Source organism: Spirosoma jeollabukense (assembly GCF_054777855.1).
Window position 1 is genome coordinate 963397 of record NZ_BAAHAD010000002.1, and the last position, 15744, is coordinate 979140.

11 protein-coding genes are annotated in these 15744 nt (G+C 50.7%); 10 read left to right on the forward strand and 1 reads right to left on the reverse strand.

Annotated features, from left to right (window positions below):
• Positions 1–76 precede the first annotated feature (76 nt).
• The 4 genes from ACYVEA_RS12385 to ACYVEA_RS12400 all read left to right on the forward strand — a co-directional run bounded on the left by ACYVEA_RS12385 (position 77) and on the right by ACYVEA_RS12400 (position 5319).
• On the forward strand, positions 77–598 hold the full coding sequence (locus ACYVEA_RS12385; RefSeq protein WP_461113734.1) for an acyl-CoA thioesterase: 522 nt from the start codon (positions 77–79) through the stop codon (positions 596–598).
• 114 nt (positions 599–712) lie between these two features.
• Positions 713–1984 (forward strand): dicarboxylate/amino acid:cation symporter, encoded by a 1272-nt coding sequence (locus ACYVEA_RS12390; RefSeq protein ID WP_461113735.1) that lies wholly within the window; start codon positions 713–715, stop codon positions 1982–1984.
• Positions 1985–2176: 192 nt separating this feature from the next.
• Entirely contained in the window at positions 2177–2668 is a 492-nt protein-coding gene (locus ACYVEA_RS12395) for a hypothetical protein (protein WP_461113736.1), read from the forward strand.
• A gap of 611 nt (positions 2669–3279) precedes the next feature.
• Positions 3280–5319, forward strand: a complete 2040-nt coding sequence (locus tag ACYVEA_RS12400; RefSeq protein WP_461114080.1) for a M3 family metallopeptidase — start codon at positions 3280–3282, stop codon at positions 5317–5319.
• A gap of 64 nt (positions 5320–5383) precedes the next feature.
• On the opposite strand, the gene ACYVEA_RS12405 is transcribed toward ACYVEA_RS12400, so the two are convergent.
• Positions 5384–5692, reverse strand: coding sequence for a plasmid stabilization protein (locus ACYVEA_RS12405; protein ID WP_461113737.1), 309 nt, complete (start codon positions 5690–5692; stop codon positions 5384–5386).
• A 400-nt stretch (positions 5693–6092) separates the two neighbouring features.
• Between ACYVEA_RS12405 and ACYVEA_RS12410 the strand changes: the two genes are divergently transcribed.
• The 6 genes from ACYVEA_RS12410 (at position 6093) to ACYVEA_RS12435 (ending at position 15730) form a co-directional block, all read left to right on the forward strand.
• Complete coding sequence (locus tag ACYVEA_RS12410) at positions 6093–6602, forward strand: DUF421 domain-containing protein (RefSeq protein WP_461113738.1); 510 nt, start codon at positions 6093–6095, stop codon at positions 6600–6602.
• 80 nt (positions 6603–6682) lie between these two features.
• Positions 6683–7870 carry an alpha/beta hydrolase gene (locus ACYVEA_RS12415; protein WP_461113739.1) on the forward strand — a complete coding sequence of 396 codons (1188 nt, stop codon included), beginning with the start codon at positions 6683–6685 and terminating at the stop codon, positions 7868–7870.
• Between the two features lie 134 nt (positions 7871–8004).
• Positions 8005–9180 (forward strand): esterase, encoded by a 1176-nt coding sequence (locus tag ACYVEA_RS12420; RefSeq protein WP_461113740.1) that lies wholly within the window; start codon positions 8005–8007, stop codon positions 9178–9180.
• 19 nt (positions 9181–9199) lie between these two features.
• The gene (locus ACYVEA_RS12425; protein WP_461113741.1) at positions 9200–10075 is read left to right on the forward strand and encodes an alpha/beta hydrolase; all 876 of its coding nucleotides are present in this window, start codon (positions 9200–9202) and stop codon (positions 10073–10075) included.
• 3 nt (positions 10076–10078) lie between these two features.
• Complete coding sequence (locus ACYVEA_RS12430; protein WP_461113742.1) at positions 10079–14185, forward strand: glycosyl hydrolase; 4107 nt, start codon at positions 10079–10081, stop codon at positions 14183–14185.
• A gap of 6 nt (positions 14186–14191) precedes the next feature.
• Positions 14192–15730 (forward strand): carboxylesterase/lipase family protein, encoded by a 1539-nt coding sequence (locus tag ACYVEA_RS12435; protein WP_461113743.1) that lies wholly within the window; start codon positions 14192–14194, stop codon positions 15728–15730.
• The last annotated feature ends 14 nt before the right edge of the window (positions 15731–15744 follow it).

A 15744-nucleotide genomic window follows, 5' to 3' on the forward strand; every position in this document is an offset into this window, starting at 1 on the left:
AGGTACGCTACTTTATTGCACTAATTTTTGATAAGATCATACAAATCATTTCAATCAAATAAATCCCGGTTCAAAGATGTTTAAACGAGATCCCAACCGTAGTTACCCAACCGAAACCGAATCGCGGGTGATTATTCGATTTCAGGACTGCGACCCGTTGCAGCACCTCAACAATGCTAAATACTTCGACTATTACTTTAACGCCCGGGAAGATCAGGCTGCCAAGCTCTATGATTTCAATCCAGGGCAACTATTCCATGAACTGAAAACAAGCTGGGTCGTTTATCAGCACCAGATTGCCTACGTCCGACCCGCTCAGGTGAGTGAATGGGTACGTATCATGTCGAGATTAATCTACTTCAACGAGGATACCACCGTGACCGAATACATTATGACCGACGATGGGAAAACACACCTCAAAAATGTGCTCTGGGTGACGTCTAAGTACGTGAGCGTACTCACGGGCAAGCGCATTCCGCATGATGAGACTGTCATGGGTTTCCTACAGGCAACGCTCGTTCCGCATATAGATTTTCCAAGTCTGCATTTCAACGACCGGATTCGGGAGATCAAGCATCAGGTTGTGACGATGATCTGAGCAGGGTATAAACTGGTTTTCCGGAGGAGGATCACCTGGTATACGGTTTTCAGCCTGAATGTGCTGGATTCTCGGGCGAAAACCGTATACTGCGTATCATAACCTTCGAACTACGTGCGTTTCCTCAACAACCTCACCGTCCGCGTACTCATCGCCATTACGCTTGGTATTCTGACCGGGTACTTCTTTCCCGAAACCGCGGCGAAACTCAAACCGCTAGGCGACCTCTTCATCAACCTGATCAAGATGGTCATTGCGCCCATCATTTTCCTGACCATCGTGCTGGGAATCAGCAATATGGGCGACCTCAAAAAGGTTGGTCGGGTAGGGGGGAAAGCGCTGCTCTATTTTGAAATTGTGACGACGGGCGCGCTGGCCATCGGGCTTATCCTGGCCAACGTCATTCGTCCCGGCGACGGTGTGCAGACGGCCGCCGTGAAAGGCGGAGATATCAGCAAATATGCGGAGCAGGGGGCCGAGATGGACTGGACGGAATTTTTCATGCACGTCGTTCCGAGCAATGCCGTCAAGGCGTTTGCCGATGGTGATATTTTGCAGGTACTGGTGTTTTCAATCCTCTTCGGCGTTGGCCTGACGCGCATGGGTGATGCCGGAAAATCGCTTATCCTGACCTTCGAGCGTTTGTCGAAAGTGTTCTTCAATATTCTGGGTGTCGTGATGGTACTGGCTCCTATAGGGGCTTTCGGTGGGATGGCGTTTACCATTGGTAAATTCGGACTCAGTACGTTACTCCCACTCGCCAAACTGATGGGAACGGTGTATGCAACGATGTTTCTGTTCATTTTCGTGATCCTGAACCTGCTCATGCGCTACTACAAAATCAGCTTATGGGCAGTTTTGAAATTTATAAAGGAAGAACTACTGATTGTACTTGGTACGTCCTCGTCGGAGTCGGCGTTGCCGCAGATTATGGACAAGCTCGAAACACTGGGCTGTTCCCGTTCGGTGGTGGGGCTGGTGGTTCCGGCGGGTTATTCATTTAACCTTGATGGCACAACTATTTACCTGGTGATGGCTACAATATTTCTGGCGCAGGTATTCGGCGTCGACCTGACAATCGGCCAGGAACTGACCATCATTGGCATTCTGATGATTACGTCCAAGGGCGCAGCGGGCGTAACGGGCAGTGGCTTCATTGTGCTGGCCAGCACAATGACCGCGATCAAGGTTATTCCGGTAGAAGGGTTAGCCTTACTGCTTGGCGTTGATCGGTTTATGTCGGAAGCGCGATCGATCACGAACATCATTGGCAATACCGTCGCCACCATCTTCATCGCCAACAATGAAGGTGAATTTGATCGGACAAAGTATGATCGGGTACTACGTCAGGAAACCAACCATGAATTGCCTGAATACAAATATTAGCGTTTCTAACACAGAGCGCACAGAGTAAAAAGGAGGAGGTACACAGAGATGAAGAAGAAATCCTCTGTGTACCTCCTCCTTTTTACTCTGTGCGCTCTGTGTTAGAACTTTTAGATATATTTTGAGAATTAATTAAACCATTTCGTGGGAAGTTGTTCAAAAGGCCGAATACAACCTGAAACAATTACTACCATGAAAAAAGTATTGATGACAGCCGCTACGTTGGTTGTTCTCCTCTCGACGGCTACGCTGGCACAACGGTACGGTAATCCCAATTCGCCCTATCCTCAACAACCCGGCTATAATCAACCTGGCTACAACCAGCAGGGTGGCCCGGGCTACGGCCAACCTACTTACAACTACGATTACGATGATTATAGCTTCGACCGTCATTTAGAGTGGTGGGATCGGGAGCTGAATCTAAGCCGTCGGCAGGAGCGCGAAATTCGCCGGATTCGGGATCGCTATACCCAGCAAACGCAGGGGCTTAATCCGCGTGATCCCCGGCAGCGCGATACGTTCCGTCAAATTCGGCAACGGCAATTTTTCGATATGATGGCCGTACTGGGTCCACAACAACGCGATCAGGTGATTGCCAGAATGCGGCCTTATGAACGTACGGCTGGTCGGAGTCGTGGAAATGGATACGGGGGTGGGTCGGGTTACGGCCCTTACGGTTACTGAGGTATTGAGTCTGGAAGGAAGTCGTTAAAAAGTCGATCATATTGGTCGACTTTTTTTGTTGTGGAACGTTGATTTTTCATGATTTGTACGATAACGTGAGTTCAGGATTAGATCAACTAGTAACAGGTTTGTTTTAGCCCGTAGGGCCTTAACAGCGTAGCGTCGGTAGGGGAAATCCATTTACCCCATCGCCTTGACGTGCCGTAGGTACGCGACTGGTTATGTACCTACGGCACGTCAAGAATCATTTTGGTAGCACATTTCTACCGACGCTACGCTGTTAAGGCCTTACAGGGCTAGAAAGCAATCCTGAATAATATGGTTTTCTGTTGCTACTGGTCCAGGATTTGGGTTTTGAATCAGGTTAAAATCATAGCAATCATAAAAATCAGTGTTCTATTGTTAATCAGCCAGATCCCCCTGCCAATTGCCCTGGTCACTGGCTGTTTATGCAACGTTACGTTGATCGACTTATCTTTGTCTTATCGTTTGCCAGGAAACTCATTTTGTAAGACAGTATGTTAAGCCATCAACAAATCAGGAAAACCGGCGTTTTACTGGCGGTAGTCGTAACAACGGCTATTGCCCAGCCATCGCCACCAGCACTCAAGATGACCCAAAATCCATTCTTAACGCCGTATACGACACCTCACCAGACGGCGCCTTTCGACAAAATTAAACAGGAGGATTACCTGCCTGCCCTCAAAGAAGGCTTGGCGGAAGGTCGCAAAGACGTAGAGATCATCGTTAATAATCCGGCCAAACCGACGTTCGAAAACACGATTGTTGCCCTCGAACGCTCAGGTGATCTGTTAGGTAAGGTGACATCGGTATTGTTTAATCTGAACAGTGCCGAAACATCGCCCGAACTTCAAAAAATTGTGAAAACAGCGTCACCCTTGCTGAGTGAATTTAGTAACGATATTACGCTGAATGAGAAACTGTTTGCCCGTGTGAAAGCGGTTTACGATCAGCGTGCCAGCCTGAATCTCGATCCCGAGAGTGCAATGCTGCTTGAAAAAAATTACAAAAACTTCGCACGTAACGGGGCCAATCTGGACGATAAAGGCAAAGAACGGCTGCGCGCCATCGACAAAGAACTCGCGCAGCTTTCGCTTCAATTTGGGGAGAACGTACTGAACGAAACCAACGAATATTCGATGGTCGTTACGGACGAAAAAGAACTCACCGGCCTGCCCGATTATGTACTTGAGGCCGCTAAAGCTACCGCAAACCAGAAAGGAAAAGAAGGCTATGTGTTCACCCTGCAAGCGCCGAGCTACATGCCCTTCATGCAGTATGCCGACAACCGGGAGTTGCGCAAAAAACTGTACCTGGCCTACAACGGACGCAGTTTTCACGGCGATAAGAACGACAACTCGGCTATTATCCAGAAAATTGTGAACCTGCGCTACGAACGGGCCAAGTTGCTGGGCTACAAAACCCACGCCGATTTTGTGCTGGAAGAAAGCATGGCTGGTTCAAGAGATAAGGTGCAGGGATTTCTGGACGAACTCGTTACGTATGCCCGCCCGGCTGCCGAACGCCAGCTGGCCGAACTGACCACCTATGCCAAAGCCCACGGATTTACGGAAGATAAATTGCAGAACTGGGACTATAGCTATTATGCCGAGAAACTGAAAAAGGAGAAATACGACCTCGACGATGAAACGCTGAAACCGTATTTCAAGCTCGATAACGTACTGAATGGTGCGTTTACCGTAGCGAACAAGCTCTACGGGATCACCTTTAAGGAACGTACCGATATTCCGGTCTATAACCCAGAAGTGAAAACCTTCGACGTGTTCGATAAGGATGGTAAGTTTCTGGCGGTATTTTACGGCGACTATTTCCCGCGTCCGGGCAAACGTAGTGGTGCGTGGATGAACGATGTGCGGGGACAAAAAGTGGAAAATGGCGAGAATATCCGGCCGCACATTGTCAACGTCTGCAACTTCACCCGGCCGACGGATACCAAGCCGTCGCTGCTGACCTTCAACGAAGTCACTACGTTGTTTCATGAGTTCGGCCACGGGTTGCACGGGATGCTGGCCAATAGCCAATACGAAAGTTTGTCGGGTACGAGCGTTCCCCGCGACTTCGTTGAGTTACCATCGCAGGTAATGGAAAACTGGTGCTACGATCCCGAAGCACTCAAACTCTTCGCCAGACATTACCAAACCGGCGAGGTGATTCCCAATGAGTTGATTGAGAAAATTCGTGCCAGTCAGAACTTCCTGGCCGGCTTAGCCAACTTACGACAACTACGGTTGGGCCTGGTAGATATGTACTACCACGGTCAGAAACCTACCGGCGAAACCATTACGGAAGTGGAAAGTCGGGTGGATTCGGTGGCGAATTTATTCCCGCATGTCGAGGGTATTGCCATTAGCCCCGCTTTCTCGCACATTTTTGCGGGTGGTTACTCGGCTGGTTATTACAGCTATAAATGGAGTGAAGTGCTGGATGCCGATGCCTTCGAATTCTTCAAGGAAAAAGGGGGACTGGACAATAAGGCAGCTGCCGAAAGCTTCCGCAAGAACGTACTGGAAAAAGGTGGCAGCGAAAAACCGATGGAACTCTATAAGAAATTCCGGGGGCGCGAACCGTCGCCCAAAGCCATGCTACGACGTAGCGGCTTGATACTGTAAACATAAACCGGGCGGCACCTAAAGTGCCGCCCGGTTTATATAAAGCGTATAAACTGCCTGATTATTAAGCGCTCGCTGCATTTTTCTTGCGCGTGGCAGCCGCTTTTTTGGCCGAGGCTGACCGTTCTTCCGCTGTGCGCGACGCCGAAGCAGCGCCACCTTTGCGACCTCCTTTCTGGGCTGGTTCCTTATTTTCGGCATGGCCCCGGCCCGAGCCGCTCTTTTTGCCACCGCCCGACTCTTTATTGACGGTTGCCCAGGCTCTGCGCTCGGCTTCCTCCGTAGGTACCCCCCGATCTTCGTAACCTTCTTCAATGTGTTCAGCCTGCCGTTTTTGTTTATCGGTATACGCTGACTTATCTCCTCGTGGCATAGTTATATGTGGTTTAGTTACTAGTTCATTTTGCCACTAAACTATTGAAGGTATCATTTGTTTGACCGTGAAAAATTACCTGAGAAAACGGATTTGAGGTACAACAAGAAGGAAGATTAGCAGTTTAACGTACCTAATTTAATTGTTTAAGAAGCAGACCTGCCATGTGACCTGACAGGCGGGATCGCTATAAATAAAAGCTCTAAGGGACTGTCTAAAAATTAGTTTTTAAGCTGTTTCACCCCTAAATCCCCTAAAGGGGACTTGGTTTAACGATGAGCAAAGTCCCCTTTAGGGGATTTAGGGGTGAAACAGCCTGATGAAAAGGAGATTTACAGACCTAAAGGAATATTTTTAGACACTCTCTAAAGCCTACTGAAAAATATGATCTGACGAAGTTATGATAAACCAACTTTTTGGCGATTTGCTGCATAAAGATGACCACTTAACCGATTGGCAAATGGCTGATCGGGCAGGGGTAGCCTTCCTGTTAGCCATTGTTCTGGTCCGTCTGGCCGGACGGCGGTCATTTGGTCTACAATCTCCCTTCGATACGGTTATTTCGCTGTTACTGGGGGCTACTCTAAGTCGGGGCGTTGTGGGAGCCTCTTCGTTTACCGGCACGTTGGGTGCCTGTTTAGTCCTGGTAGTCCTGCATCGGTTGCTGGCTTACGTGTGCCTTCACAGTACGGTAGTCAGCCGACTCGTCAGCGGAAAAAATAAGGTACTTTACGAAGAGGGTCGGCTTAACCAGGCGAATATGAAAGCCATGCTCGTCAGTGAACAGGACCTGGAAGAAGCGGTTCGTCTTAATGGAAATGAAGCAACATTTGAAGCAATAGACAAAGTGATGATCGAGCGAAACGGCCACATAAGTATTGTGAAGAAAAAGTCAAATTGTGCTAGTTAGTCATTAAAATTTACAAGAAATGTAGTTGCGTACTTTTGACGGTTAGAAACTTTGCGTACTTTTAACGCAAAGGTAAATTCATGACCACAACTAGAAGTAACTCCCTGCTCAGTGTACTTTTTCTGGCTGGAATATATGGGGCACATGCTCAGCAAGCGCATGTCAATCTGGACTGGAATCCCCAGAAAAATACGCAGAATCTGATGCCATTCGGAGCCAACGTTATTTCTCCCGAAGTTGGCGACGATCATACAATTACCTTCCGGCTCAAAGCGCCTGATGCCAAACAGGTGATGCTGACTGGTGGACCCATTCTGCTGGCGCTGGCGAAAAAAGATCCAATTCCCTTTCGAAAAGATACCGACAGTCTTTGGACGCTGACTGTCGGGCCTGTCAAGCCGGATATTTATGTCTATAAATTCATCATCGACGGCGTAACCGTTCCCGACCCTAACAATACGCTAACGGGTTTCAACGATCAGCCGGGCTATAGTAACGTAGTGGTTCAGGGAAATGGCCCCGCTTATTATGATGCCAAACCCGTCCCCCACGGGGCCGTAACCCGCCATATCTACCATTCTGACGTACTGAATGGCGAACGGGAAATGTACGTTTATACGCCCCCCGGTTATTCAGCCAAAAAGAAATACCCAGTGCTGTATCTGGTGGGCGGCAGTGGCGAACTGGCTTCAGGCTGGAGTCTCGATGGTCGGGCGAATTTTATTGCGGATAACCTCATTGCCGAAGGAAAAATGGTGCCGATGCTGATTGCCATGCCGAATAATCAGGTCGTTCACCGGACCGATCCAAAACATACCGAAAAGACATTTCCCCTTTTTGAGGACGAGCTTAAAAAACAGATTATCCCTTTTGTGGACAAGACATACAGCACACGGGCCGACCGAAAAGGGCGTGCACTGGCGGGTCTGTCGATGGGTGGACGGCATACGCAGTTAGTGGGGCTCAAGAACCTGGATCTGTTCAGCTCGTTTGGCGTCCTGAGTGCGGGCGACCTGGAAACCGAAACCGTTAGCGCGGCACTGCTGAACGATCCTGCAGCCAACCAGAAAGTAGATTACTTGCTGGTTGGGCAGGGAACCGGCGAAGTAGCCACCATTGGCAAACGGGCTGTGGCCTTGCACGAAGCCCTGCAAAAACACAACATCAAACACGATTACTACGTCGGTGGCGACGGAGCGCACGATTGGGGCACCTGGCGGCATCTGCTCTATTACAAACTGCTGCCCAATTTATGGCGTACTAAATGACGTTAAACCCGTAAGGCGTGTTTGAGTTGGCTGTGTTGAACATAGTTAAAAACTTCGCCGAACCACATCCTAAAAGGTTAACTTAAACACACGCTATAGGTTTTTGCCTATTTGTTCTTAACCCTTTTGTACAAATGAAACTCCAAAAACAAATGCTATCAATCAACCCACGTGGCCTTGTCCTTGCCTTTTGTGCCTCACTGGCTTCGTCGCTGACAATGGCACAAACTCCCCAACGGACACCAACGCCCAATGATACGTTGACGTCCCCCAAAGTGCTGGCCGACAAGCGGGCCATGATTCAATTATATGCACCCAAAGCCACTGAGGTCGTGGTGGGTGGTGATTTCATGTCTGGTGCTAAACCGCTTAGTCTCACTAAAAATGATCAGGGCGTGTGGTCCGTAATAACCGGGCCGCTCAAACCCGATTATTATACCTATACGCTGATGGTGGATGGTGTCCGGACGATGGACCCCAAGAATCCGGTTATCAAACAGGGAATCAGTAGCCTTGAGAATGTTATGGTGGTGCCCGGCGCCGAAACCGCTTTTGAAGACAACAAGGCGGTGCCTCATGGTGAAGTACGGGAAGTCTGGTATCAATCCAATACGTTGGGCATGGAGCGCCGGATGCGTGTATACACCCCACCCGGTTACGAAAAAGGCAATACCAAATACCCCGTTTTTTATCTGCTGCACGGCGGTGGTGATGATGACTCTGGCTGGAATAGTATAGGCCGGGCTGGTTTTATTCTCGACAATCTGATTGCGGCCGGAAAGGCCAAACCTATGATTGTTGTTATGCCCAACGGGAGTATGCCCATGCCCCCGTCAACGGGTATGCCCGATGCGAATATGATGAACCGCATGCGGGATCTGTTTTCCAGCGAACTCCTGAAAGAGATCATGCCGACCGTTGAGAAGACGTACCGCGTGTTGCCAAACCGTGAAAACCGGGCATTGGCGGGTCTGTCGATGGGCGGTTTTCAGACGCTGGACGTTACGTTGACACGCCCCGAATTATTCGATTATGTAGGCGTGTTCAGTTCGGGTTTCTTTGGCGCTACAATTGATGAGGCCGAGACGAAATACGCCAAAGCGCTGAATGATCCTTCGTTCAACAAGAACAAAAAGCTTTTCTGGGTCAGTATCGGCAAAGATGATTTTGTGATGGAGGCCAACAAAAAAACGCTGGCAATGCTCGACAAACACCAGATCAAATACCAGTATCAGGAAACAGCGGGGGGCCATACCTGGATCAACTGGCGGCAGTACCTGAACCAGTACGTGCCGATGCTTTTTAAATAATTGACTCATTCAATAAGCCATGAATCCAATTCGGTTTTTACGCTTCCTTTGCTTGATTTGCCTACCTGCCTTTTCATTTGCCGCCAAAGTCGATTCGCTGAATATTCCATCAGCAGTGATGCAGAAAAACCTGAAGGCAGTTGTCGTTACGCCAAACTCGTACGGTAAGGGCAAAACAACCTATCCTGTTTTGTATCTGTTGCACGGCGGCAGTGGTCGGTTTAGTGACTGGATCTCTAAAACGCCCGACAAAATGCTGCTGCAAAACCTGTCAGACCAGTACAACCTGATCATTGTGACGCCGGAAGGGGAACCCCTGAGCGGCTATATCGATAGTCAGTTTCAGAAAGACAGCCAGTTTGAGACGTACATCACCAAAGAAGTTATCGAGAAGATTGACAATACGTACCGAACCATCCGGGATCGGAAAGGCCGGGTGATCAGCGGCCTTAGCATGGGCGGACACGGGGCTTTATATCTCTCGGCGCGCCATCCTGATTTATATTGTGCGGCTGGTAGCATGAGCGGAGCTGTCGATCTGGACCGTAAAAACTGGAAAATAGCGCCGGAATTTGAGAAACAGGTGGCCGCCCCTTTTGAGCGAATCCTGGGACCCGTTAGTGCTACGCCCGACGTATACGCGGCCAATTCAGTGGTGAATATGGTCGATAAATTAAAAGCCAACGACTTGAAAATCATCATCGATTGTGGTGTTGACGATTTTCTGATCGAACCCAATCGGGAGCTGCATCGGCGGCTGGTTTACAATAAAACACCGCACGATTATACGGAGCATCCCGGCGGTCATACCTGGGAGTATTGGGAAAATTCACTGCCCTTTCACGTCTTATTTTTCAATAAGATATTGAAGGCAAATGGGGTTGTAACGCCTTAATTGATGAAGAGACGCACCTTTCTGAAAAATAGTGCCACGACTGGCTTAGTCGCCGTTATTACGCCATCGGGCATCGTTCAGGTCAAATCGAAACAAGCCGCCCTGGCATCCGGGGCGGCTGACTCATTTGAAGACGCGTTTGCGAATCCGCCAATGTCGGCGAGGGCGCAGTGCTGGTGGCACTGGATGAATGGCAACGTAACGGCCGACGGGATTACCCGCGATCTGGAAGCCATGAAGCAAATTGGCCTCGGTGGGTTCCAGAATTTCGACGCCGGAACGGGAATTCCGAAAGGCCCGGTCGTGTATTTAAGTCCGGAATGGCTCAGCCTGAAACAGCATACGATCAAAGAAGCCGAGCGATTGGGGCTGGAATTCACCATGCACAATTGTCCCGGCTGGTCGTCGAGCGGTGGTCCGTGGATTACCCCCGACATGGCGATGCAGCAGGTGACCTGGAGCGAAGCCTTCGTTGCGGGCGGCAAAGACGTATCGGTTACGTTACCCAAACCACTGACCAAACTTGACTATTATCGGGACGTAGCGGTGATTGCTTTTCCGTCCCTCCCCGGCGAAGCTCTCTTGCAAACGCTGGTCAGTAAAGCGACGAGTAGCGGGTCTGCCGACGCTATTTCTGTTGAGCAACTGGCTGGTTCACAAGGTGTAGCGGTGCAACCGGCTGCGGATGGCAAACCAGCGTATCTGCAATTTGAATTCAGGCAACCATACGAGGCTCACGCCCTGGCTTTTCTGAGCAAGCCGATGGGAGCCGTCCCTTCGGGTGGCGGTGGCTTTGGGGGTGGTCCGTCACTCACGCTCGAAGCCTCGGACGATGGCATCCAATTTCGAAAGGTAGCTACAGGTAGTGCCGGACGTGGTGCCGATGAGTCACTGAGTCTGCTTGAATTCCCGGCGACCAAAGCGACGTATTTTCGGATTTCGTCACCCGGTGCCCGGCATTATTCGCAGGTTCGTTTTTCGGGAACGGCGCGGCTGGATGATTGGCTCAGAAAAACGAATAATGCGTTTGGCGTCATAGGCGTTAGCGAGTCCAAAGCGGTGGCTGGGCAGGCCGCTATCAGGCTGGAATCGGTTGTCGATATCAGTAAGCAGATGGGAAGCGACGGTGTCCTGAATTGGAAGGCACCCGCCGGAAACTGGACCATCCTGCGGATTGGCTATACACCAAAAGGCGAACTGAATCGATCGGCACCTGATACGGGCGTTGGGCTGGAATGCGATAAATACAGTCAGTCGGCCATTGACGCGCATTTCAAAAAGATGATGGAGAGCCTGCTGCCCACGTTGGGGCCACTCGCCAGGAAAGGGAAAGTTGGTTTATTGATTGATAGTTATGAAGTCGGGATGCAGAACTGGACGGCCCAGCTCCCGCAGGAATTCCAGCAACGTTCGGGCTATTCACTCCTGACGTACCTGCCAGCGCTCACCGGCCGGATTGTGGGCAATATTGACACAACGGAGCGATTCCTGTGGGATTTCCGTCGGGTGCAGGCCGATCTGATGGCCGATAATTACTACGGTCGGTTTCGGGAATTGTGCCATCAGCAGAATATCGTTGCCTACGCAGAACCCTATGACCGCGGGCCGATGGAAGAGATGCAGATTGGCGCACGGGTCGACGTGAACATGGGCGAATTCTGGAATGGCCTGTCGTCGCTGTTTCAGAACAACTGGACCATGCGCCGAACCACCAAACTGGCCGCTTCCATCGCGCACATCAACGGCCAGAAGGCGGGGGGCGGCACACCCGATAACCCCCAGGTTGTTGGCGCGGAATCGTTTACCGGCGAGCCTGAATCGTCGCGCTGGCAGGAATATCCGTTTGCTATGAAAGCGACGGGCGACAAGATGTTCACCCAGGGATTGAACAAAATTATCTTTCACCGCTACGCTCACCAGCCGCATCCGACCGCCCTGCCCGGTATGACGATGGGACCCTGGGGCATTCATTTCGATCGCACAACGACCTGGTGGAATCAGGGCCGGGCGTGGCTGGATTACCTGGCGCGTTGCCAAAGCCTGTTGCAGCAGGGTTTGTTTGTGGCTGATCTGGCGTATTTTACGGGTGAAGAAGGCAATGAATATACGAAGGTGTTGCCCGAGGAATTGACCCCGGCACCTCCGGGGGAGGGCTACGATTACGATCTGATCAACGGCGAAACGCTGATGAAACGGGCCAAAATTTCCAACGGTAACCTGACCTTGCCCGACGGCATGAGTTACCGGATGCTGGTGCTTCAGGATCATAAAGCAATCAGCCTGGATCTGTTACGTAAGCTGCGCGATTTTGTGAAGAATGGTCTGGTGCTGGTGGGAGCCAAACCGACAACCTCATTGGGACTTCGCGGTCGAGCGGTCGGCGAAACGGAATTTCAGCAGCTTACGGCTGAAATCTGGGGATCAATCAACGGGACAACCGTTACGGAAAATCGCTCGGGGAAAGGCCGTGTTTTCTGGGGACAATCGATTCAAACCGTCCTCACTACATTAGCCATTAAGCCAGATGTTGCCATTACGTCTCGTTCCGGCGACGCGCCCGTTACGTACATCCACCGGCAGATTGCAGGAACGGACGTTTACTTTCTGGCGAATCAGCGACGGACGGCCGAAAAACTGGTTTGTTCATTCCGGGTGAATGGCAGGCAGCCTGAACTGTGGGATGCCAATACAGGCAAGCGAACACCGCTACGTATTTTCGATACGCAGGCGAATCAAACGCAGGTTTCCATTCAGCTCGAACCGGCTGGTTCTGCGTTCGTAGTCTTTCGCTCACCGGCTCCGGCGAAGCGATTACAGGCAGTAGTACGCGCTAACGAAACCTTGCTGAGTGCGAAACCCTTTCCGGTTCCGACCCGAAAACTATACAAGGACGTAACGAATAATTTTACTATTAGCCTATGGGTCAAGCCGGAGCTTAATGTCATGCTGGCACCCAACGGGTTTCTGGAACACGTAAAAGAACCCTGGACGGATTACTACGCCATTTACCCGCCTTCGGGTGTCGAATTGTATGGGGCCGGTCATGCGGCCTGTGGCCTCTGCGTGGGACGTAATGGTGTAGCGGTCTGGGAACGTACCAGCGGGAAACCTGTCTTCAAACTGGGTGCTCCGACGCCGATTTCGGGATGGAGTCACGTTGCGTTGGTGTATAAAGAAGGGGTTCCGGCAGTTTATATAAACGGCAAACTCATTCAGGCTGGAAAAAGCGGAGCAAGCATTGTGCATCCGGGTTTAGGCCAGGCCTCCCTGAGCGATGGCGCTTCGTTTTATAACGGTGATATGACTGAACCTCAACTGCTTGTCGAAGTGCTGAGCGATGATCGGATTCAGCAATTGGCCACGCAGGCACGCCCGACAACCGCTACGTTGCCGGTTGTCGAAATGGCGGGAGATGGCAAACCCGCGTTGCTTTTCTGGCAGAATGGTCAATATGCCCTGCGCGATCAAGCGGGTCGGGATACGGCGCTGGCCGTTTCGGGGATTAATCAGCCCGCGGAACTGTCTGGTGATTGGCAGGTGAGTTTTCCGCCCAATATGGGCGCTCCCGAACGTATTACGTTACCTAAATTGATACCGCTGAATACCCATACGCAGGATGGCGTGAAGCATTTTTCGGGTACGGCTACCTATACTAAAACCTTTACCGTTCCGACCCGATCAACCGGGAAACGATTATTCCTGGATTTGGGCCGGGTAGAAGTCATTGCCGTAGTAACGATAAATGGAAATGATCTTGGCACACTCTGGAAGCGACCCTATCAGATTGACATCACCGACGTAGTGAAAACCGGTACCAATATACTGGAGATCAAGGTGACGAACCTGTGGCCAAACCGCCTGATTGGCGACGAATATTTGCCTGATCCGGATAAGTATACGCCCGGTGGGGGAGCCGGTGGATTTGCCAGCCTGAGTAACGGCGCCATTGTCGAATTGCCAGCCTGGTATAAAGAGGGCAAGCCCAAACCTGCCGACGGACGCGTAACGTTCACCACCTGGAAGCATTACAATAAAGACTCGCCCCTGCTGGATTCTGGCCTGATCGGACCGGTCGTTTTGCGGATGGCGGAACAGAAAGTATTAACGTAATTCCCTATGAAACAACTTATTCTGTTACTATCTCTTATTTCCGTTTCGATGTTCGGGCAATCGATACGTGTCAATACCGAAGACGGTCCGATTGAGGGAACAACCAATAAAGCGGGCGACATTCGGATTTTCAAAGGAGTTCCGTTTGCGGCTCCGCCCGTTGGCGATCTGCGCTGGAAAGCGCCACAACCCGTTACCAAATGGAATGACGTTCGAAAATGTGTAGCTTTTGGACCAAGCCCGATGCAGGCCAAACCCGCGCCGTTTATGTACTGGTCGTCGGAGTTTCTGATTCCTGAAGGGCCCATCAGCGAAGATTGCCTGTATCTGAATGTGTGGACGGGTGCCAAAAGTGCCACCGAAAAACGGCCTGTATTGGTGTATATCTATGGGGGTGGTTTTCGGAGCGGAGGGAGCGCCTGTCCAATCTATGACGGCGAGGCAATGGCGAAAAAAGGCGTTGTTTTCGTGTCGATCAATTACCGGGTCGGCGTTTTTGGCTTTCTGGCTCACCCCGAACTCACAGAAGAGTCCGGTTACAAGGCATCAGGAAATTACGCTCTTCTGGACATGATAGATGCCTTGAAATGGGTTAAAAATAACGTAGCGGCCATGGGGGGCGACCCCGCGAACGTAACAATCGCCGGACAGTCGGCGGGGGCGTTTGCCGTTAATTTTCTGACGGCGTCGCCGTTGGCAAAAGGACTTTTCCAGCGCGCCATTGCTGAAAGTGGCGGAAGTTTTGTGTCTAACCCTAACCGGCCTAAATTGACTTTGCAGGCCGCTGAACAGCAGGGTATTTCATTTGCTAAATCCCTGAATGCAAGTTCACTTGACGAGCTTCGATCGAAGTCCGCCGATGAAATCCAAAAAGCAACGGGCGGCTTGAGTGCGCCTATAATAGATGGTTATGTGATGCCCGAAAGCGTCTATGACATCTACAAAAAAGGCAGGCAAAATGACGTATCGCTCATCGTCGGCTGGAACGAAGACGACAAAACAATGGGTCAACCTGCGAAAGCGGATGCCTTTCGGGAGCAGGTCAAAAAACGGTTTGGAGATAAGACTGACGCATTGCTGGCTATTTATCCGGCAGCGACAGACGAGCAAGCCGCTCAGGCGCAGGGAAACATAAACCGGGACGAATCGTTTGGAATTCAGGGTTATACGTGGGCCAAAATGCAGACTAAAACAGGGAAATCGCCGGTTTACGTGTATAACTTCAATCGGAAGTTGCCTGCTAACACGCCTGAGAGCCAGTTTGGCGCATTCCACTCGGGTGAAGTTGTGTATGCCTACAACAACCTGCACACGTTAAACCGTCCGTGGGAACCCATTGATCAGCAATTAGCAGAGGCCATGTCATCCTACTGGGTAAATTTTGCCCGGACGGGTAACCCCAATGGTAAAAATTTACCAAACTGGCCAGCCTACAAACCAGCTGCCGAGAATGTATTGATTCTGGACAAAACGATTCAGCATAAAGCGTTGCCAACCAAGTCGCAACTCGCTTTCTGGGAGGACTATTACGGAGTAGGGAAGTGAGTTAATTTGTCATC

Bases quoted from the DNA above. Each gene is read 5' to 3' on its own strand.
- ACYVEA_RS12410 (WP_461113738.1), top strand. From the start codon at position 6,093: ATGATAAACCAACTTTTTGGCGATTTGCTGCATAAAGATGACCACTTA.
- ACYVEA_RS12435 (WP_461113743.1), top strand. From the start codon at position 14,192: ATGAAACAACTTATTCTGTTACTATCTCTTATTTCCGTTTCGATGTTC.
- ACYVEA_RS12395 (WP_461113736.1), top strand. From the start codon at position 2,177: ATGAAAAAAGTATTGATGACAGCCGCTACGTTGGTTGTTCTCCTCTCG.
- ACYVEA_RS12415 (WP_461113739.1), top strand. From the start codon at position 6,683: ATGACCACAACTAGAAGTAACTCCCTGCTCAGTGTACTTTTTCTGGCT.
- ACYVEA_RS12385 (WP_461113734.1), top strand. From the start codon at position 77: ATGTTTAAACGAGATCCCAACCGTAGTTACCCAACCGAAACCGAATCG.
- ACYVEA_RS12425 (WP_461113741.1), top strand. From the start codon at position 9,200: ATGAATCCAATTCGGTTTTTACGCTTCCTTTGCTTGATTTGCCTACCT.
- ACYVEA_RS12400 (WP_461114080.1), top strand. From the start codon at position 3,280: ATGACCCAAAATCCATTCTTAACGCCGTATACGACACCTCACCAGACG.
- ACYVEA_RS12405 (WP_461113737.1), bottom strand. From the start codon at position 5,692: ATGCCACGAGGAGATAAGTCAGCGTATACCGATAAACAAAAACGGCAG.
- ACYVEA_RS12430 (WP_461113742.1), top strand. From the start codon at position 10,079: ATGAAGAGACGCACCTTTCTGAAAAATAGTGCCACGACTGGCTTAGTC.
- ACYVEA_RS12420 (WP_461113740.1), top strand. From the start codon at position 8,005: ATGAAACTCCAAAAACAAATGCTATCAATCAACCCACGTGGCCTTGTC.